This window comes from Streptomyces abyssalis, assembly GCF_001751365.1.
Lineage (GTDB): Bacteria > Actinomycetota > Actinomycetes > Streptomycetales > Streptomycetaceae > Streptomyces > Streptomyces abyssalis.
This window is the reverse complement of sequence record NZ_LJGT01000040.1, coordinates 984,219-1,004,350: the sequence shown is the minus strand read 5'-3', so window position 1 is coordinate 1,004,350 and position 20,132 is coordinate 984,219. Positions and strand designations below refer to the sequence as shown.

The window sequence follows — 20,132 nt, the reverse complement described above, 5'->3', positions numbered from 1 at the left end:
TAATCCTGAGTGGGCGGGCGCCGACCGCGCACGAGACGATCGGGGTGTGGAACTCACTCTGCTCGGCACGGGAGCTCCCGCGGGACTCCCCCGGCCCGACTGCCCGTGCGCCGTGTGCGCCGCCTGCGTCAGGGGCCGTACGAACGCGCGCGCCGCCACCGCCGTCCTGGTGGACAGCACCGTGCTGCTCGACCTCACGCCCGGTCCCGCCTTCGCCGCCGCCCGCGCGGGGCGTTCACTGCACGGCGTACGGCAGGTGCTGCTCTCGCACCCGCACGACGGTCCGGTGATGGAGCTCCCGGCCGGGCTGCCCGCACCGCTGCGCGTCTCCGAGCGGCAGGACCTCGCCCTGATCAGCGGCCACCGGATACGCGCCGTCGCCCTGGACTCGCCCGGCACCGGCTACCAGGTGACCGGTCCCGGCGGAGAACGCCTCCTCTACCTGCCCCCTGCGGCGGCGCCCGCCGGCCTCGAGGAGGGACGCGAACCGGCCGCCTCCCCCTACGACATGGTGCTCCTCGACGTGCTCGGGCGCCCCGAGGCCCTCGCCCGCCTCCGCGCAGCCGGCGCCGTGGGCCCGGCGACCGACGTGGTCGCCCTCCACATCGACCACGACGTGCCGCCCGGGCCCGAGCTGCACCGGCGTCTCGCCGCGGCGGGAGCCCACACGGAACCGGACGGTACGACCCTCGTCGTCGGCGACTACCCGGACGTCCCCGAGATCCCGCGGCGCACGCTCGTACTCGGCGGGGCACGGTCCGGCAAGTCCGCCGAGGCCGAGCAGCGGCTGGCTTCCTTCCCCGGAGTCGTGTACGTGGCCACCGGCGGCGCTCGCGAGGGCGATCCGGAGTGGGCCGCCCGCGTGAGCGCGCACAAGGAACGCCGCCCCGCGTCGTGGCGCACGGAGGAGACCTGCGATCTCGTCCCGCTGCTGGAGGAGCCGGGCCCGCCGCTGCTCATCGACTGCCTCGCGCTGTGGCTCACGGACGCGATGGACTCCGTCGGGGCGTGGGACGACGAGCGCTGGGCGACGGTCGGTTCGCGGATGCTGCGGGAGCGGGTCTCCGCGCTGCTCTCGGCGCTGCGCCGGACCCGGCGCACGGTGGTGGCGGTGAGCAACGAGGTCGGTTCGGGCATCGTGCCCGAAACGTCTGCGGGGCGGCGCTTCCGCGACGAACTGGGCCGCCTGAACGCGGAGTTCGCGGCGGAGTGCGAGCACGTGCTGCTCGTCACCGCGGGCGTGGCGCAACCGCTGCGCGGCTGACGGCGCGGTTCGCCGGAGCCGTACTGCGGTCCGGCAGCCCCCCTGGCGGCGCCCCCGCACGTGCGTCCGCACCGCGCCGCCGTGGGCGCCCGGCCGTACCGTACGCTTCGCCAACATGACTGACCGCACCCTCGACCTGGATGACTTCTCCGACCTCATCGAGCGCCCGCACGGCGGACTGCGCCGGGACGCCGAGGAGCGGAGGGCACGGACCGGGCTGCCTCCCGAGGCGCTGGGCAGGCTGGACGAGCTGGGAGAGTGGCTGACGGCGGCTCAGGGACGGCTGCCCGTCCAGCCAGTGCGGCAGCCGCGCCTCGTCGTCTTCGCGGGCGATCACGGCGTGGCCTCGCTGGACGTCTCCTCCCATCGCGCCGGCTCCGCGCACACGCTCGTGAGGGAGGCCCTGGAGGGCACCACACCCGCCGCGATCCTCGCCAGCCGGCTCGAAGTCCCGGTCAGGGTCGTCGACATGGCGCTCGACTGCGATCCGGAGGAGTTCCCCGCCGAAGTGACCCGGCACCGGGTGCGGCGCTCCTCGGGCCGCCTCGACATCGAGGACACGCTGACCGCTCAGGAGGCGGAGGCGGCCTTCCGCGCGGGGATGGCCGTCGCGGACGAGGAGGCGGACGCGGGCACCGATCTGGTCGTCCTCGGTGATCTCTCGGTCGGCGGCACGACGGCGGCCGGGACGCTGATCGCGGCGCTGTGCGGCACCGACGCCTCGGTCGTCACGGGCAGGGGCGGCGGGGAGATCGACGACCTGGCGTGGATGCGCAAGTGCGCGGCCATCAGGGACGGGCTGCGCCGCGCACGGCCCGTGCTGGGCGATCAGCTGGAGCTGCTCGCCGCGGTCGCCGGCGCCGATCTCACCGCGATGACCGGGTTCCTGCTGCAGTCCGCGGTACGGCGCACCCCCGTGGTGCTCGACGGCGTCGTCTCCGCGGCGTGCGCGCTCGTGGCGCAGCGGGTCGCGTTCCGCGCGCCCGACTGGTGGGTGGCCGGGCACGCGGGCAGCGAACCCGCGCAGGCGAAGGCTCTCGACCGCATGGCGCTCGACCCGCTGCTGGAACAGCGGGTGGAGGTCGGCGGCGGCACGGGCGCGCTGCTCGCCCTGCCCCTGGTGCAGGCGGCCGCCGAACTCGCGGCGGGGCTGCCCGTACGGGACGACGGGGACGAGAAGGACGGGGACACCGGCGGAGACGGAGACGACGGCGGAGGCTCGGACTCGCCTGCGCTGGACGCGACTTGAGATTCGCCCACGACCCCCTTCGCGGGCCGGTGGCGGCCCGGGTGCCTGCGGTACGGCGCGGGCCCGCGGGCAAGGGGCAGCGCCCCCGGTGGGCGCCGAACCGGCCCGCGACGGGGAGCTTCGGCGTCCTGCGGCGATCGGCCGGCGTGAACGGCCGTGCACGGACGGTGCCGTTGCGGACCGTGAGGCGCTAGCCTGCGCTCCGATGGACACCACTCCCCCGGACGGGCCCGAACCGGCCGCCAGGCCCGACAAGTCCGGTCAGAGCGACGGTCGCCCTGGCGAGCCTGCGCCGGCCCGCGGACCCGAGGACCGCGAAGCCGGGCATCGCGCGGCCGCGGACCCGGAAGCGGAGGGCGGCGCGGCCGGAGACGGCAACGCCGAGGCCAAGAAGGCCGAGAACGACAAAGCCGAGGGCGACAAGGCCAGGGACGACGAGGCACAGGCAAGTCAGGGCGCTGCCGGAAAGGCGGCGAAGGCGGGCGCCTCCGCCGAGGACGGCATCCGCTTCGCTCTGGGCACACTCACCGTCCTGCCCGTCGGCGTCCCCCGCTGGGACCGCGGGTCCGCCCGCCGCGGAATGGAGTGGGCACCCTTCGTGGGTCTCCTCGTGGGGCTGACGGCGGCCGCAACAGGGCTGCTGGCACTGTTGCTCGGCACGTCCTCGCTCCTCGCCGCCGTCATATCGGTGGCCGTGCCCGCCGTGCTCACGCGCGCGCTGCATCTCGACGGTCTCGCGGACGTCGCCGACGGCCTGGGAAGCGCGAAGCCCGCCGGGGAAGCGCTGCGCGTCATGAAGCGTTCGGACATCGGCCCGTTCGGCGTTCTCACTCTCGTCCTCGTACTGCTGGCGCAGGTAGCGGTCGTCAACGAGCTCTACGGCGAAGGGGGTTGGGCTCAGGGCGCGCTCGCGGTCGTCGTCTCGTGCGTCGTCGCGCGCACGGCGCTGACGCTCGCAGCTCGTTCGGGTGTTCCTGCCGCACGCCCGGACGGGCTCGGCGCTCTGGTCGCGGACACCGTTCCCGTACGTACGGCCGTGCTCGTCGCCGCGGGCGTCGCCGTGGTGAGCGCGGCCCTCGGCGCGGTCGTCAACTGGTGGAACCCTCTCTTCGGCGCCGTCTCGTACCTCTTCGCCGTGGTTCTCGGACTGGCCGCCGCCGAGCTGCTGTTGCGCCACTGCCGCCGCCGTCTCGGGGGCGTCACGGGCGACGTCTTCGGTGCGCTGGCGGAGTGCGCGGCCACCGTGGCTCTGGTGGTGCTCGCCTTCGGCTGACCCCGGCACCCGCCGCGGGACGAGGCCGCCGGGTCCGTCATCACCGGCCCCGGCGCCCGGGGTTGACGCCCCGGGTGAGCGTAGGGTCTCCCGCATACGACGTTTTTCGCGGGCATACGATGCCCGGTGCCGGAAGCCGCTCACCGTGTCCGGCGGTCCGCGCTTCCGGCGTTCCGAAGAAGGAAGAAGGTCCCTCACACCGTGTCTGCTCTGACTCTCAGCACCTCGTCCGCCACGACTCAGCGTGCGGACGTAGTCGTGATCGGCGTCGCCAAGGGCGCCAAGGGCCCCGTCGTCGCTCTCGGCGGCGAGACCGTGGACAAGGCGTACGGCGGGAAGCTCGCCACGACCCTTGACGCACTCGGCGCGGGCGGCAGCGAGGGCGAGACCACCAAGATCCCCGCGCCGCCGGCCGGGATCAAGGCGCCGGTCGTGCTGGCCGTCGGCCTGGGCGAGGCACCCGGGAAGCACGAGTCCTACGACCTGGAGACGCTGCGCCGCGCCGCGGGCACCGCCGCCCGTGCGCTGTCGGGCACGAAGAAGGCCGCCTTCGCGCTGCCCGTCGAGGACGCGGCGGCGGTGGCGGCCGTGACGGAGGGCGCGCTGCTCGGCGCGTACTCGTTCACCGCCTACCGCAGCTCCGGCGAGGGCAAGAACGGCAAGAAGAGCGACAAGGACGGCCGCAAGGAGAAGGACGGAGCGAGCGCACCGCTCGCCGAGATCACCGTCGTCGGCGCCAAGCCGCGGGACAAGGCGCACAAGGCCGCGGCCGAGCGTGCGGAGGTGCTGGCCTCCGAGGTGGCACGCGCCCGCGACCTGGTCAACACCCCGTCCAACGACCTCACTCCGGCCGTCTTCGCCGACCGCGCGAAGGAGACCGCGAAGCAGCACAGCCTCGACATCGAGGTGATGGACGAGGGCGCGCTCACGAAGGGCGGCTACGGCGGCATCCTCGGAGTCGGCAAGGGTTCGGGCAACCCGCCCCGCCTGGTGCGCATCGCGCACACCCACCCCAAGGCGAAGAAGTCCGTCGCACTGGTCGGCAAGGGCATCACCTACGACTCCGGCGGCATCTCGCTCAAGCCCGTCGGTCACAACGAGACGATGAAGTGCGACATGAGCGGCGCCGCCGCAGTCTTCGCCGCGGTCGTCTCGGCCGCCCGTCTCGGCCTGCGCGTCAACGTGACGGGCTGGCTGGCGCTCGCCGAGAACATGCCGTCGGGTACGGCCACTCGTCCGGGTGACGTGCTCAGCATGTACAGCGGCAAGACCGTCGAGGTCCTCAACACCGACGCCGAGGGACGGCTGGTGCTCGCCGACGCGCTGACCCGTGCGTGCGAGGAGTCCCCGGACGCCGTCGTCGACGTCGCCACCCTGACGGGCGCGATGGTGCTCGCCCTGGGCAACCGCACCTTCGGCGTGCTCAGCAACGACGACGACTTCCGCAGCACCCTGCACGAACTCGCGGGGGAGGCCGGCGAGGCGTCCTGGCCGATGCCGATGCCGACGCACCTGCGCAAGGGCATGGAGTCGCCTGTCGCCGACATCTCCAACATCGGCGAGCGCCCGGGCAGCGGGCTGGTGGCGGGCCTGTTCCTCAAGGAGTTCGTCGACGAGGACGTCCTGTGGGCTCATCTCGACATCGCGGGACCGGCGTTCAACGACTCGGGCCCCTTCGGCTACACCCCCAAGGGCGGCACCGGCTCCGGTGTGCGCACTCTGGTGCGTCTCGCCGAGCGTGCGGCGGCGGGCGAACTGCCCTGAGGCCCCGGAGGGCTGTCCGCCCGCGGCCCGCGTGACCCTGACGTGAGCAGGGTCACACTTTCCGCTCCGTTACACGGGTACATCAGGCAGTCGCCCGGCGGTACGGCCGAGTTCGCCGAAAGCGATCGCGCCCGTACCGCCGGGTACACGGCCCCGCGTCCCGCTGCCCGCCGACAAGTGCGAAGATGGGTCCCCGGCAGGACAGGGCCCCAGCGCGGCTTCACCAAGCCGAGTCCAGGGCCGAGCAGAACAGCGGCCGCAATACAGCCGCCCGGTCTGAAGGAGACCGGCTCCGGCGTACCCATGCATGGAGGACGTGACGTGGCGAACGACGCCAGCACCGTTTTCGACCTAGTGATCCTCGGAGGCGGCAGCGGCGGCTATGCCGCCGCACTGCGCGGGGCGCAGCTGGGTCTGGACGTCGCCCTGATCGAGAAGGACAAGCTGGGCGGCACCTGTCTGCACCGGGGCTGCATCCCCACCAAGGCTCTTCTGCACGCCGGTGAGCTGGCCGACCAGGCCCGCGAGGGCGAGAAGTTCGGCGTGAAGAGCACCTTCGACGGCATCGACATGGCCGGGGTGCACAAGTACAAGGACGGCGTGGTCTCCGGGCTGTACAAGGGCCTGCAGGGCCTCGTCGCATCCCGCAAGATCACCTACGTCGAGGGCGAGGGCCGGCTGTCCTCCCCCACGTCGGTCGACGTCAACGGCCAGCGCTACGAGGGCCGCCACATCCTCCTCGCGACGGGCTCCGTACCGAAGACGCTGCCCGGCCTGGAGATCGACGGCAACCGCATCATCTCCTCCGACCACGGGCTGCACCTGGAGCGCGTGCCCGAGTCCGCGATCATCCTGGGCGGCGGCGTCATCGGCGTCGAATTCGCCTCGGCCTGGAAGTCGTTCGGCACGGACGTGACCATCGTCGAGGGCCTTCCCCACCTGGTGCCGGCCGAGGACGAGAGCAGCTCCAAGCTGCTGGAGCGCGCCTTCCGCAAGCGCGGCATCTCCTTCTCCCTGGGCTCGTTCTTCGAGAAGGCCGAGTACACGAACGACGGCGTGAAGGTCAGCCTCGCCAACGGCAAGGAGTACGAGGCGGAGGTGCTGCTGGTCGCCATCGGCCGCGGCCCCGTCTCGCAGGGCCTCGGCTACGAGGAGGCCGGGGTCGCCATGGACCGCGGCTTCGTCCTCGCCGACGAGTACTGCCGCACGAACGTGCCGACCGTCTCCGCCGTCGGCGACCTCATCCCGACCCTCCAGCTCGCGCACGTCGGCTTCGCCGAGGGCATCCTCGTCGCGGAGCGGCTGGCCGGGCTGAACCCGGTGCCGGTGGACTACGACGGCGTGCCCCGCGTGACGTACTGCCACCCGGAGGTCGCCTCCGTCGGCATCACGGAGGAGAAGGCCAAGGAGATCTACGGGGCCGACAAGGTCGTCACCCTCAAGTACAACCTCGCCGGCAACGGCAGGAGCAAGATCCTCAACACCACGGGCGAGATCAAGCTGGTCCAGGTCCGCGATGGTGCCGTGGTCGGCGTCCACATGGTCGGTGACCGGATGGGCGAACAGGTGGGCGAGGCTCAGCTCATCTACAACTGGGAGGCGCTGCCGGCCGAGGTCGCGCAGCTCATCCACGCACACCCGACGCAGAGCGAGGCCCTCGGCGAGGCCCACCTCGCCCTCGCGGGCAAGCCTCTGCACTCCCACGACTGACCTTGGGGCCTCCCCTGGAGGCACCTCCCTGGAGACACCTCCCCTCGAATCGAGGGGGAGAAGCCAGGGGGAGTAGCCGTAAGGGAACGGGCGCTACCCCGCATCCGCACCATTCCGTTAGGAGCAACCGAAACCATGGCGGTTTCCGTAACCCTGCCGGCGCTCGGCGAGAGCGTCACCGAGGGCACCGTCACCCGCTGGCTGAAAGCCGAGGGTGAGCAAGTGGAGGCCGACGAGCCGCTGCTCGAGGTCTCCACAGACAAGGTCGACACCGAGATTCCGGCGCCCGCCGCCGGCACGCTCTCCTCCATCAAGGTCGCCGAGGACGAGACGGTCGAGGTCGGCGCCGAGCTGGCCGTGATCGACGACGGGGGCTCCCCGGCGCCGGCGGCCGAGGCGCCCGCCGCCCAGCCGGAGCCGCAGCCCGAGCCCGAGCCCGCGCAGCAGGCACAGCCGGAGCCGCAGCCGGCAGCGGCACCCGCCGGCGGTGGCGGCGGCGGCTCGGCGCAGGGTACGGACGTCGTCCTTCCCGCGCTGGGCGAGTCGGTCACCGAGGGCACCGTCACGCGCTGGCTGAAGCAGGTCGGCGAGGAGGTCCAGGCGGACGAGCCGCTGCTGGAGGTCTCCACGGACAAGGTCGACACGGAGATTCCCGCTCCGAGCGCAGGCACGCTGCTGGAGATCGTCGTAGCCGAGGACGAGACCGCCGAGGTCGGCGCCAAGCTGGCCGTGATCGGCAGTGGGGTCTCCCCGGCGCAGCCAGGGGAAAGGCCTGCTCCAGCGGCCGAGCCGGCACCGGCGCAGCCCGAGCCCGCACCGGAGCCGGCCGAGCCCGAGCCGGCCCCCGCGCCGAAGGCACAGGCCGCTCCGGCACCGGCCGCGCCGGCTCCCGCACCGGCACCGGCTCCCGCCGCCCCGGCCGCTCCCGCTGCTCCGGCCGTGAGCGAGTCCGAAGGCGCGTACGTCACGCCGCTCGTGCGGAAGCTCGCCAACGAGCAGGGCGTGGACCTGAGCACGGTCAAGGGCACCGGCGTCGGCGGCCGCATCCGCAAGCAGGACGTCACCGCCGCGGCCGAGGCGGCCAAGTCGGCCGCACCGGCACCGGCCGCCGCTGCAGGCACCGCTCCGTCCGGCCCCAGGTCGCCGAAGCTGGAGCCCTCTCCGCTGCGCGGCCAGACCGTCAAGATGCCGCGTATCCGCAAGGTCATCGCGGAGAACATGATGAAGGCGCTGCACAACCAGGCGCAGCTGTCGACCGTGGTGGAGGTCGACGTCACGCGCGTGATGCGGCTGCGCGCCCGCGCCAAGGACTCCTTCGCGAGCCGCGAGGGCGTCAAGCTCTCCCCCATGCCGTTCTTCGTGCAGGCGGCGGCTGAGGCGCTCAAGGCGCACCCGTCCGTCAACTCGCGGCTCAACGACGACGGCACGATCACCTACCATGACGTCGAGAACATCGGCATCGCGGTGGACTCCGAGAAGGGCCTGATGGTCCCGGTCATCAAGGAGGCCGGAAACCTCAACCTCGCGGGCATCGCGCGGAAGACGGCCGAGCTGGCGAAGAAGGTCCGCGAGGGCGGGCTGGGCCCGGACGACATGTCCGGCGGCACGTTCACGATCAGCAACACCGGCTCGCGCGGTGCGCTGTTCGACACGGTCATCGTGAACTACCCGCAGGTCGCCGAGCTCGGCATCGGCGCCACCGTCCGCCGTCCGATGGTGATCGACCACCCGGAGCTGGGCGAGACCGTCGCCATCCGCGACATGGTCTACCTGACCCTCTCCTACGACCACCAGCTGGTCGACGGTGCGGACGCGGCCCGCTACCTCGGCGACGTCAAGGCCCGCCTGGAAGCAGGCGAGTTCGAGGGCGAACTGGGTCTCTGACCCGGCCGCGCCGACGGCCCCGCGCCGACGGCCTCACGGGCGTCTTCACGGCGGCCCCGCACGGACAGCTCCGGCTGCTCCGCGCGGGGCCGCCGTCGTTGCTGCGGACAGGCCCGTCGCGGCTTCGCGGGGACGGGCCCGTCCCCGCGAAGAGCCCCGGAGGCCGTATGCCGGGAAGAGCCCCGGAGGCCGTGTGCCGGAACGAGTGCGCGTACGATCGGCACCCGGCAGGAACCACCGGAGAACACCGCATGCTGCGCATCCACTTCACCGGTACGGATCTGGCGCGCACACACGTCGCCGAGAGCCCCGATCCCCTCTGGGAGACGGTCTTCAGCCTGCACATGCTGCGCGCCCGCTACGGCCGTCTGCCCTTCGCCGACTGGCGCCGCACGGTACGGGCCGACCTGCGCCGGCACGGATGCGCGGACGACGTACGGCAGTTGCTGCCGCTCGTGCCCGACGCGAGCTACTTCCCCGACTTCCTCACCCCGCCCGAGGGCCTGCTCGGCCTGGAAGAGGGCATCGAGGCGGTCGTCGCGACGCCGCGTGAGCGGATCTCGTACGAACTCGGCATCCTGCACGAGCGCGTCGGCGCCCCCGGCTGGGCGCAGGACCTCACCGACCACTCGCCGCACGCCCGCCGTCGCCTCGGCGAGATGATCTCCGGCTATCACGCCAGGGCGCTCACCCCGTACTGGCCCGCGATCAGACGCCGCGCCGCCGCCGACCGCGCGGTCCGCATCCGCGCTCTGCGTACGGGCGGAGTGGGCGGCGCCCAGGGCCTGCTGGCGAGCTTCCGGCCGGCGATGCGCTGGCGGCCTCCGGTACTGGAGATCCCCGCGCACCCCGTGGACCGCGATCTGCTTCTGCGCGGACGCGGACTGCTGCTGGTGCCCTCGCAGTTCCTCTGGAGCCGGCCGGTGCCGCTGGCCGATCCCGAACTGCCGCCCACGGTCCTGTATCCCCTCGACCGTGACCCGCGGTGGATGTCGACCGCTGCGTACGGCACCGGCGAGCACTTCCCGTCCGGCGACGCGCTCGCCCGGCTGCTCGGCGGGACGCGGGCGGCTGTGCTGCGGGCGGCGGCCGACGTGCCCAACACGACCGAACTCGCCAGCCGCGTCGGCGTCTCACCCTCCGCGGCGAGCCAGCACGCCGCGGTGCTGCGCGACGCGGGGCTCATCGTCAGCCACAGGCACGCCAACAGCGTTTTCCATCAGCTCAGTTCGGCCGGCGGCGCGCTGCTGCGGGAGCAGACGGAGGATGGCTCGGGCCGGATGTGACCGGGCCCGGCATGAGCTGCCGGGGCACTTCACGTCCTTGGCCGCCGTCCCTCGCGTGGGTGACGGCTCGCGCGGAGCAGGGCCCCCGCCTGCGGTTGCGAGGCAGGCGGGGGCGCCCCTCGGGCGGCCGCGACCGGTCAATTGCTTGCCGTTCCCGGCCGACGGCCGCCCCGACAACAGAGGCGGGCCCGGATCGTGATCCGGCCGGTCTGCTGTCTCCCCCCGGTACCCAGGACGGAGGTACGCCCTGTACGCAAGGGACTCTGACGGACAAGTCCCGCTGCTGCCACGGTGTTGAAGCCGGAGGAACAACACGCAGGTCAGAGCGGCGAGTTGAGAGTCGGGGCGAGGATCGCCTCGGGCCGGCGGAGGCGCCCGGACGACGGCTTACCGGGATTGTCAGTGCCGGGTGCGAGCATGCCGTTACGCGCTCGACGAGTCGTGAGGAGGCGTGAGTGACATGAGAGGCACGGTCCGCGATCCCCTGGAACAGCTTCGATGGCTGGACGTCGGCGAAGGGCACTGCCCGTTGGGCGAGATCTTCAGCGTGTCCTTCTTCCGCGGCCTCGGCACGGAAGAAGTGCTGCGCCGCTTCGGCACCGGCGCTCAGGAGGGCGTGCGGATGAGTTTCGGCGCGCTCCGTGACCGGGTGGAGAATCTCCTCCCACAGAGCGACGGCGGGGCCGGCGGACAGTACGTGGGTGTCCTCGAGGCCGGCGAGTGGAGTGTGGCCGTCGAGCTGTCGGGGTGGGAGGCCACCCTGCCCGACGTCGCGGAACGCCTGTCCCACGCCTGCGAGATGGTCGCCGTCACGCGTCACGACTACGCGGAGCACGACTTCGTCTACGCGGTCGACGGCAGCTTCGTCACCGGCTTCAACGCGCACACTCCCGGCTACCGGTTCGGCAGCGACCCCGAGGCGCTGAACTCCCGGATACGTGCGATCGGCGTGGACCCCGAGCAGGACGAGATGTGCCTGGACGATCCCATAGCCACGTCGTTCGCCCTGGCGGCCGAGATCACCGGGGTGGTCTTCGCACCGGACACCCTGGAGCGGCCACTGCTCGTCGGCAGCGTGAGCACGTAGGCCGCATGAGCACGCGGGCAGCGTGAGCACGCCGACACGGGTCACGTTTCCGGGAGCCGTCCGCCCCGGTGTCCGGCGGGACGCTAGGTCACCTTCCGGCCGGACTCCATCGAGGCGATCATTCTGCGCAGCCGCTCCGCTCTGCTGACGTCGTTCTTCGCCGTCATCAGCCGGAGGATGACGATGTACCGGTCGCTCTTTCCGAGCCGGTCGAAGAACGAGCGTGCCGGCGCGCTCCGTTCCAGCGCGGCGGCGAGGTCGTCGGGGACGACGGCTTCCTTCTGCGACGGATACGCCGCGTCCCACCGTCCGTCCGCCCGCGCTGCCGCGACCTCCGCAAGGCCCGGCTCCTTCATGCGCCCGGCGGCGACCAGCGCCTCGACCTTGCGGATGTTCACCTGCGACCAGGTGCTTCCTCGGCGGCGGGGCGTGAACTTCTGCAGGTAGTAGGTGTCGTCGTAGCGCTTCCGCTGCCCGTTGATCCATCCGTAGCAGAGGACGACGTCGAGGGCCTGGTCGTCCGTGACGGACGCCACCCCGGAGTTCTTCTTTGCCATCTTCACCCACACGCCGCGCTGCTCGGCGTGATGCGCGGCGATCCATGCCTCGAACTCGGCTTCGCCGGCGCAGCGGATGACTTCCAGGTCGTCGGATGAATCCATTGCCCACTCCACGGGGTGGTTCTCTCGCCTGGTGCGGAGTCTACGAGTACGCCGGAAACGGATCGCGCGACCGGCTCGCGTGCCGCACGCTGCTCCGATGGATCATTCTGAAGTACTCCTGCTCGGCGGACGCGCCGGGGTGGGCAAGTCGACGGTGGGCCTGGAGGTTTCGGCGCGGCTACGTGCCGTCCGCGTCCAGCACGCCCTCATCGAGGGCGACTTGATGGGCCACGTCCATCCCGCCCCCGCGGGGGACCCGCACCGTACGGGGATCGTCGAGCGCAACCTCACCGCCGTGTGGGCCAACTACGCGGAACTCGGGTACCGCCGGCTGATCTACACCAACACGCTCAGCGTCATGCCGGAGATGGAGCGCGTCTTCCGGCGCGCGATGGGCGCGGACGTACGGATCGTCCGCGTGCTGCTGACGGTCTCCGAGGCGACGGCCCGCGGCCGGCTCACCGGCCGCGAGCGCGGATCGGAGCTGGAGGACGGGCTGCGCAGCAGCGCACTCAAGGGGCGGCTGCTGGAGGAGCGGGCGCCGGCGGACACCGTGCGGGTGGCGACCGACGGGCGGGCCGTCGTGGACATCGCGCGTGAGGCCGTGGCCGCCACCGGCTGGCCGGCCGGGTGACGAACCCCTCGCAGAACGTGGCTTCCTGCGGGCGCGGCCGTAACCTACGGGGCCGTATGGTCGAGGCACCGGCCCCGAGGCACCGGCTCCGCCGTGCCGCCCCGCCAACGCCCCAGGAAGGAAGCCGCGCCCGTGACCTCGACCCCGTCCCCGTCCCGGCCGCTCGCCCACTCGCTGCGCGAGCAGATCCGCGAGCACATCGTGGACGGCATCGTCAGCGGCCGGTGGAAGCCCGGCGAGCGGATCGTCGAGCGGCGGATCGCGGTGGAGCTGGAGGTCAGCCAGACACCGGTGCGGGAGGCGCTGCGGGAACTGGAGACGCTGCGGCTGATCGATTCGGCCACCAACAAGGGCGTGCGGGTGAGGGAGTTGTCGGCGGCGGACCTGGAGGAGATCTACCCGGTGCGCGCCGGGCTTGAGCAGATCGCCGCGGAGCTGGCGGCCCCGCACCTCGCCGGTGACGCTTCCACGCTCCAGCCGCATGTGGCAGCGCTGTACGAGGCGGACCGCGCCGGTGACGGCGAGGCCCAGGTGCGGCACACGGTCGCCTTCCACCGGGAGCTGGTACGTGCGGCGGGCAACAGCGTGCTGCTGCACACCTGGGAGTCGCTGGGCATCGAGGTGTGGACGGCGCTCTCGATCCGCTGGCTGGGCACGGTGCAGCAGTCGTACGCGGAGGAGCACGAGGCGGTCATGGAGGCGTTCCGGCGGCGCGACCCTCGTATCGCGCAGCTGGTCAAGGCCCATGTCCTGGGCTGCGCGCCCGCCCCGCGCGGCTCGGGAGTCTGAGCAGCTCCCGGCCTGCGGCTCCGGCCGGTCAGCGGACGTAGTTCTTGAGGATCTCCGTGTCCAGCTCGATTCCGACCGGCTCGGGGAGCTTCACCTTCTCGCCGAAGCGAAGGCCAGTATCGGCCGGAACGAGCCGGGTCCTTGCCCTGTCCTGAGAGGGGTCACCCGGTTGAGTGAGCCACGCCGGAGTCAGCCCGGTTCCAGTACGTCCAGCACCTCGTCCGCCAGTGCGGCGGCGACTGGTTCGTACGTACGCGCCAGGGTGCGGAAGCAGGTTTCCGCTCTGATCGCGGGCCAGTCGGCGGGGAGGTGTTCGGCCGGGAGGTGCGGGTCCTGGCGTACGAGCTGGAGCCAGTCGGTGTGCAGCATCAGCTGCCGCGCGAGGTCGTCGGGGGCGGAGGGCAGCGGGGGTCCGGGGGCGATGTCCCAGCGCTGGAGGAAGGCCCGGTAGCCGGCGGCGATGGAGGCGGCGTCGAAGGCCTTGCGCACGAGGTCGGCGGCCTCGGTCGGCTTGAACGCCTGTGCGCGGAGCACGGTGACGTGTTCGTCCAGGCCGAGCGGCGCGAGGATCGCGGCGGCGTCCTTCTCGCCGGGGGCGATCCACAGGCCGCTCTGCAGCGGGCCGAAGCCCTCCCAGATGAGCCGTGAGCGCAGGTCGTGCCGCTCGCGGCGGCGGCTGTCCGGGATGGAGAAGCCCACGAGCGTCCAGGTGCCGTCCCAGTCGCGGTTGACCGCGCCGGTCTCCCAGATGCGGCGGTGGCCGTCCTGGAGGACCTCCTCGGCGTGCGGCGTGAGGCCGAAGTACACCTTGCGGCCCCTTCGGTGGCGCACGAGCAGGTTCCGTTTGGCCATCCGGGCGAGCGTCGAGCGGACGGCCTCCTCGCCGACGCCGGCGCGGGCGAAGACGTCGATGATGCTGCCGGAGTAGACGCCGGTGCCGCGTCCGAGCACGTGGATGCCGAAGAAGCTGAACATGAGGGACTGCGGGCGGACGGCGGGGCCGGGCCCGCGGTCCGGGCCTTCTGCTCCTGCGGCGTCTGCCGCGGCGTCTGCTTCTGCTGCTGCCTGGCTCGGCTTCACACGGATGAGCGTAGCCTCCGGCAGCTGATGTTGTGCACATTATTGACGGACGTCTCAGAACAGCCGTACGTTCCTTGCCGTACCGACGCCGACGGAAGGTACGTCCCATGGACCTGTCCGGGAAAGCAGCCGTCGTCACCGGCAGCGGCCGGGGGCTCGGCCTCGCCTATGCGGAGGCACTGGCGGTGGCAGGCGCGTCCGTCGTGGTCAACGACGTCGACGCCGGAGCCGCCGCGGCGGCCGTCGAGAAGATCACCGCCGGCGGAGGCCGGGCGGTGTCCGTGGTCGCGCCCGTCGGAGAGGCCTCGGCCGCGGACGCCCTGGTGGAGGCGGCAGTCGGGAACTACGGGCGGCTGGACGTCATGGTCACCAACGCGGGCGTCCTGCGTGACAAGGTGCTGTGGAAGATGTCGGACGAGGACTTCGGCACCGTCGTCGACGTGCATCTGCGCGGCACGTTCACCTGCGCACGGGCCGCCGCCGTGCGCATGCGCGAGCAGGGCACCGGCGGACGGCTGATCCTCGTCTCCTCCCCCGCGGGGCAGCGCGGCAACTTCGGGCAGACCAACTACGCGGCCGCCAAGGCCGGTGTCGTGGCCATGGCCCGTACGTGGGCGATGGAGCTGGCCCGCTCGGGCATCACCGCCAACGCGGTCGTGCCCGTCGCCGCCACCGAGATGACGAAGACGATCCCCGCCTTCGCGCCCGTCCTGGAGGAGGCCGAGCGGACCGGTGCGCCGCTGCCCGAATGGCTCCGCAAGGACGAGGGGTTCGGAACCGCCGAGGACGCCGCCGCGCTCGTGGTCTTCCTCGCCTCCGACGCGGCGGACGAGGTGACGGGCCAGGCGATCGGCATCGGCGGCGACAAGCTGGCCCTGTGGTCGCATCCGCAGGAGAAGGCCGTGGCGTACGCGGACGGCGGGTGGAGCGCGGACGCGATCGCCGGCTCCTGGAGTACGGGCGTCGGTGCCCGGCCCGAGACGTACGGCATTCCCGCACCGCGGACACCGAAGGCCGCGCAGTGACCGGCGCAGCGGCCGGTGGACCCGGTCAACTCACCATCGACATCGACGAGTTGACGGCGATCGACGTGCACACCCACGCCGAGGTCTCGGCCGGCGGTCACGGCTCCCTCAGCCCGGAGCTCTTCGGTGCCTCCGCCGAGTACTTCAAGTCGCACACCGAACGGCAGCCCACCATCGGACAGATGGCGGCCTACTACCGCGAACGGAAGATGGCCGCCGTCGTCTTCACCGTCGACGCCGAACACGCCACGGGTCATCCCCGCATCTCCAACGAGGAGATCGCCGAGACCTGCGCGCGCCATTCCGACGTGCTGATCCCATTCGCGAGCGTGGACCCCTGGAAGGGGAAGGCCGCGGTGCGCGAGGCGCGCAGGCTCGTCACCGAATTCGGCGTGCGCGGCTTCAAGTTCCACCCGAGCATCCAGGCGTTCGCCCCGGACGACCGGATGGCCTACCCGCTCTACGAGGCGATCGAGGAGCTGGGCGTGCCCGCCCTCTTCCACACCGGCCAGACCGGCATCGGTGCCGGTGTGCCGGGCGGCGGCGGCATCCGCCTGAAGTACAGCAACCCGATGTCCGTCGACGATGTCGCCGTGGACTTCCCGGAGTTGCGCATCGTCCTCGCCCACCCGTCCTTCCCCTGGCAGGACGAGGCGCTGGCCGTCGCGACGCACAAGCCGTACGTGCACATCGACCTGTCCGGGTGGTCCCCGAAGTACTTCCCGCCCCAGCTCGTGCGCTACGCCAACAGCCTGCTCAAGGACAAGGTCCTCTTCGGCTCCGACTATCCGGTGATCACGCCCGACCGCTGGCTCTCCGACTTCGAGAAGCTGGAGATCAAGCCCGAAGTACGTCCCAGGATCCTCAAGGAGAACGCGGCACGGCTGCTCGGCCTGAGGCAGCCGGCACCCGGCGGCCCGGCGAAGGGAGTCAGCGAGTGACCACGAAAGCGCACGGCCTGGAGGAGCTGAAGGCCCTCGCGGGCACGGACCTGGGCGGCAGCGACTGGCTGGAGATCACCCAGGAACGGGTCGGCACGTTCGCCGACGCGACGGACGACCACCAGTGGATCCACGTGGACACGGACGCGGCGGCCGCCGGTCCCTTCGGCGGCACCGTCGCGCACGGCTATCTCACGCTCTCCCTCGTCATCCCGCTCTTCACACAGCTGCTGGAGATCAGCGGAGTCTCGATGAGCGTCAACTACGGGCTGGGCAAGGTGCGTTTCCCCAGCCCGGTACGCGTCGGCAGCAGAATCCGGCTGACCGGCACCGTCGGCGCGGTGGTGGACGTCGCCGGCGGCGGCGTCCAGATGGAGCTGAACTTCGCCGTGGAGAACGACGGTTCGGAGAAGCCCGCCTGCGTGGGCCAGGCCCTCTACCGGCACTACGCCTGACTCTCCGCCGAGGCAGACCCGCCGAGGCAGACCCGCTGAGACAGACCGCTGAGACAGACCCGCCGAGTCCGGTGATCGCCCCTGGGGACCTCCCCGACGATCGCCCGGCCTCCCCCACACCTCCCCGAACCTCCCTACGGACACGGGACGGCAGCCATGGACAGCACCGACAGCACATCGCCACACCCCCGCAACACCCAGCTCCGCCGTGCGGTCACCTCCAGCTTCTTCGGCAGCGTGATCGAGTACTACGACTTCCTCCTCTACGCCACCGCCTCCGCGATCGTTTTCAGCAAGGTCTTCTTCACCGACCTGGACCCGCTGGCGGGCACCGTCGCCAGCTTCGGCACCTTCGCCGCCGGGTATCTGGCCCGTCCCCTCGGCGGCGTCGTCTTCGGGCACTTCGGCGACCGGCTCGGCCGCAAGCGGATGCTCGTGATGACGATGACCCTGATGGGCACCGTCAGCTTCCTCATCGGCGTACTTCCGACGTACGAGCAGGTGGGCAGCTGGGCGGCGGTCATGCTGGTGCTGCTCCGCGTCCTGCAGGGCGTCGCCGTCGGCGGCGAGTGGGGCGGAGCCGTGCTGATGTCCGCCGAGCACGCGAGGTCCCGGCGCGGGCTGTGGGCGAGCTTCACCAACGCCGGGGCGCCGTGCGGCGTGGTGCTCTCCACCGCGGCGCTCACCGGCACCGCTGCCGCCGTCGGCGACGAGGCGTTCCTCGCATGGGGGTGGCGCATCCCGTTCCTGCTGAGCATCGTGCTGCTGGCCGTCGGACTGTTCGTACGGCTGCGGGTGGAGGAGACCCCGGTCTTCGCGGCGGCCCGCGCCGAAGGCGGTGCCGGGGACGCCCAGAAGGGCGGAGGCAGGCTGCCCCTCCTGGACGTGCTGCGGCGCCATCCGCGGAACCTGGTGCTCGCGGTCGCCGTCGGGCTGGCGGCGTTCGTCGCCCAGGGCACGCTGACGAGCTTCCTGATCGCCCACGGCGTCCAGAACGGCCATGCGCGGCAGACGGTGCTGAACGCGCTGACCCTCTCCTCCGCGCTGGCGGTGCCGGCCATCATCGGCTGGTCGGCGCTCTCGGACCGGCTGGGCAGGCGGCCCGTCGTCCTCACCGGCGCGGTCGCCATGGGCGTCTTCTCCTTCGCGCTCTTCCCGATGGCCGACGCGGGGAGCGCGCTGCTGCTGACCGCCGCGCTGGTGCTCGGCCAGTCCGTCATTCACCCGATGATGTACGGGCCGCTGGCGGCGCTGTACGCCGAACTGTTCAGCACCCGCAGCCGGTACACCGGCGCCTCGCTCGGTTACCAGCTCGCCGGGCTGGGCGCGGGCCTCGCGCCGCTGCTCTTCGCCGAGATACAGCGCGCGGCCGGCGGCGGCGCCACACTCGTGGTGTCCACGGTCGTCGCGGGCTTCTGCGCCTTGACCGTGGTGAGCGTCCTGCTGCTGGGCGAGACCCGGGACCGGGATCTATCGGAGCAGGCGGCAGGACCTGACTCGCGTCCCCTGGCGAGGAGTTGAGGATGCACAACCAGGGCATCGGATCGTGGCCCGTACGAAGGGCCGGGCTCTCGCCCGGCCGCACGGCGTTCATCCACGACGGCACGCCCGTCACCTACGCCGCGGTCCACGAGCGCAGCGTACGGCTGGCGTCACGGCTGCGGGCCGCGGGCGTGGAGCCGGGTGACCGGGTCGCGTATCTGGGCGCCAACCACCCGTCGTTCGCCGAGACGATGTTCGCCACGCACATGCTCGGCGGCGTCTTCGTGCCGCTCAACTTCCGCCTGACGGCCCCCGAACTCGACTACGTGCTGGGCCACTCGGGGGCCTACGCCCTGATCCACGCCCCGGAGTGCGCCGTCGGCTCACTCACGGCGAAGCCCCCTGTCGTCGTATCGCTGTCGGAGTACGAACCCTGGCTCGCCTCCGGCGACTTCGCCCCGCTCGACACCCCCGTCTCGCGGGACGACCCCGCCTTCATCCTCTACACGTCGGGAACCACGGGCAGGCCCAAGGGAGCCGTCCTCACCCACGCCAACATCATCTGGAACACCCTGAACCTGATGGTCGGCCTCGACATCGCCTCGGACGAGGTGACACTGATCAGCGCTCCGCTCTTCCACGTCGCCGCGCTGAACCAGACGCTGCTCCCGACGTTCCTCAAGGGCGGCTGCAGCGTGATCATGCCTGGGTGGGACGTCGACACCGCCTACGACCTGATCGCCGAGCACCGCGTCACCTGGATGTTCGGCGTGACGACGATGTTCGCCGCCTTCGCCCAGTCCCCGCGCTGGGCGGACGCCGACCTCTCCTCCCTGCGCAACCTGATGTCGGGAGGCGCACCGATCCCCGGGGCCCTGATCCGTACGTACCAGGAACGCGGGCTGGTCTTCTGCCAGGGCTACGGGCTCACCGAGACCTCACCCGGCGCGACCTGGCTCGAAGCGGCCGAGAGCACCGACAGGGCAGGCACGGCGGGCCTGCCCTGCTTCTTCACCGATGTACGCCTCGTACGCGCCGACTCGACCGACACCGGACCCGGCGAGAGAGGCGAGGTGCTCATCAAGGGCCCCAACGTCTCACCGGGCTACTGGGACGATCCCGAAGCCACCGCCGCCGCCTTCTCCGAAGGCGGCTGGTTCCACTCCGGGGACATCGCCACACGCGACGAGGACGGCTACGTGACGATCGTCGACCGGGTCAAGGACATGTACATCTCGGGCGGCGAGAACGTCTACCCGGCCGAGATCGAGGCCGCCCTCTTCGGACATCCCGCGATCGCGGGCTGCGCCGTCATCGGCGTACCGGACGAGAAGTGGGGGCAGGTGGGCCGCGCCTTCTTCACGCTGCGTCCCGGCATGCACGCGTCGCCGGACGAGCTGCGCTCCTTCCTCGCCGGCCGCCTCGCCAGGTACAAGATCCCGGCCCGCTTCGACGAGACGGACTCGCTGCCGCGCACCGGCTCGGGCAAGGTGCAGAAGCAGAAGCTGCGCGAGCTCCCCCTGCCGCCGCAGGGTTAGCCTGTTGCC

General features: G+C 71.9%; 17 protein-coding genes. 15 read left to right on the top strand and 2 right to left on the bottom strand.

Translation table 11 applies throughout. The features are described from left to right. Positions 1-46: 46 nt before the first annotated feature. The 8 genes from AN215_RS19180 (at position 47) to AN215_RS19145 (ending at position 11,517) form a co-directional block, all read left to right on the top strand. Positions 47-1,264 carry a bifunctional adenosylcobinamide kinase/adenosylcobinamide-phosphate guanylyltransferase gene (locus AN215_RS19180; protein WP_070011941.1) on the top strand — a complete coding sequence of 406 codons (1,218 nt, stop codon included), beginning with the start codon at positions 47-49 and terminating at the stop codon, positions 1,262-1,264. A 115-nt stretch (positions 1,265-1,379) separates the two neighbouring features. Further along, a complete protein-coding gene (locus AN215_RS19175) occupies positions 1,380-2,513 on the top strand; it encodes a nicotinate-nucleotide--dimethylbenzimidazole phosphoribosyltransferase (protein ID WP_070011940.1) in 1,134 nt (377 codons plus the stop codon). Between the two features lie 502 nt (positions 2,514-3,015). Next, positions 3,016-3,786 carry an adenosylcobinamide-GDP ribazoletransferase gene (locus tag AN215_RS19170; protein WP_070012107.1) on the top strand — a complete coding sequence of 257 codons (771 nt, stop codon included), beginning with the start codon at positions 3,016-3,018 and terminating at the stop codon, positions 3,784-3,786. A gap of 201 nt (positions 3,787-3,987) precedes the next feature. Further along, complete coding sequence (locus AN215_RS19165; RefSeq protein ID WP_070011939.1) at positions 3,988-5,550, top strand: leucyl aminopeptidase; 1,563 nt, start codon at positions 3,988-3,990, stop codon at positions 5,548-5,550. Between the two features lie 321 nt (positions 5,551-5,871). After that, a complete protein-coding gene (gene lpdA, locus AN215_RS19160) occupies positions 5,872-7,260 on the top strand; it encodes a dihydrolipoyl dehydrogenase (protein WP_070011938.1) in 1,389 nt (462 codons plus the stop codon). A gap of 135 nt (positions 7,261-7,395) precedes the next feature. Then, positions 7,396-9,144, top strand: a complete 1,749-nt coding sequence (sucB, locus tag AN215_RS19155; protein WP_070031207.1) for a 2-oxoglutarate dehydrogenase, E2 component, dihydrolipoamide succinyltransferase — start codon at positions 7,396-7,398, stop codon at positions 9,142-9,144. Positions 9,145-9,395: 251 nt separating this feature from the next. Next, positions 9,396-10,430 (top strand): ArsR/SmtB family transcription factor, encoded by a 1,035-nt coding sequence (locus AN215_RS19150; RefSeq protein WP_070011936.1) that lies wholly within the window; start codon positions 9,396-9,398, stop codon positions 10,428-10,430. A gap of 460 nt (positions 10,431-10,890) precedes the next feature. Further along, positions 10,891-11,517 carry a DUF6461 domain-containing protein gene (locus tag AN215_RS19145; protein ID WP_070011935.1) on the top strand — a complete coding sequence of 209 codons (627 nt, stop codon included), beginning with the start codon at positions 10,891-10,893 and terminating at the stop codon, positions 11,515-11,517. A gap of 83 nt (positions 11,518-11,600) precedes the next feature. Here the strand turns inward: AN215_RS19145 and AN215_RS19140 are convergent, their stop codons facing one another. After that, positions 11,601-12,179: a YdeI/OmpD-associated family protein gene (locus AN215_RS19140; protein WP_070011934.1), complete on the bottom strand. Its 579-nt coding sequence runs from the start codon at positions 12,177-12,179 to the stop codon at positions 11,601-11,603. Positions 12,180-12,276: 97 nt separating this feature from the next. Between AN215_RS19140 and AN215_RS19135 the strand changes: the two genes are divergently transcribed. Together AN215_RS19135 and AN215_RS19130 are read left to right on the top strand one after the other, a co-directional pair. Then, entirely contained in the window at positions 12,277-12,813 is a 537-nt protein-coding gene (locus AN215_RS19135) for an AAA family ATPase (protein WP_070011933.1), read from the top strand. A 132-nt stretch (positions 12,814-12,945) separates the two neighbouring features. Beyond that, positions 12,946-13,602 (top strand): GntR family transcriptional regulator, encoded by a 657-nt coding sequence (locus AN215_RS19130; protein WP_070011932.1) that lies wholly within the window; start codon positions 12,946-12,948, stop codon positions 13,600-13,602. 189 nt (positions 13,603-13,791) lie between these two features. On the opposite strand, the gene AN215_RS19125 is transcribed toward AN215_RS19130, so the two are convergent. Further along, entirely contained in the window at positions 13,792-14,682 is an 891-nt protein-coding gene (locus AN215_RS19125) for a PaaX family transcriptional regulator (RefSeq protein ID WP_245694550.1), read from the bottom strand. Between the two features lie 107 nt (positions 14,683-14,789). On the opposite strand from AN215_RS19125, the gene AN215_RS19120 reads away from it, so the two are divergent. From AN215_RS19120 to AN215_RS19100, 5 genes are all read left to right on the top strand, one after another. Then, positions 14,790-15,707, top strand: coding sequence for an SDR family NAD(P)-dependent oxidoreductase (locus AN215_RS19120; protein WP_070011930.1), 918 nt, complete (start codon positions 14,790-14,792; stop codon positions 15,705-15,707). 35 nt (positions 15,708-15,742) lie between these two features. Beyond that, complete coding sequence (locus AN215_RS19115) at positions 15,743-16,648, top strand: amidohydrolase family protein (RefSeq protein ID WP_070012106.1); 906 nt, start codon at positions 15,743-15,745, stop codon at positions 16,646-16,648. Further along, on the top strand, positions 16,645-17,103 hold the full coding sequence (locus tag AN215_RS19110) for a MaoC family dehydratase (protein ID WP_070011929.1): 459 nt from the start codon (positions 16,645-16,647) through the stop codon (positions 17,101-17,103). Before AN215_RS19115 ends, AN215_RS19110 begins: the two co-directional genes overlap by 4 nt. A 156-nt stretch (positions 17,104-17,259) precedes the next feature. Continuing rightward, positions 17,260-18,624 (top strand): MFS transporter, encoded by a 1,365-nt coding sequence (locus AN215_RS19105; RefSeq protein ID WP_070011928.1) that lies wholly within the window; start codon positions 17,260-17,262, stop codon positions 18,622-18,624. A gap of 2 nt (positions 18,625-18,626) precedes the next feature. Further along, entirely contained in the window at positions 18,627-20,123 is a 1,497-nt protein-coding gene (locus AN215_RS19100; protein ID WP_070011927.1) for an acyl-CoA synthetase, read from the top strand. The last annotated feature ends 9 nt before the right edge of the window (positions 20,124-20,132 follow it).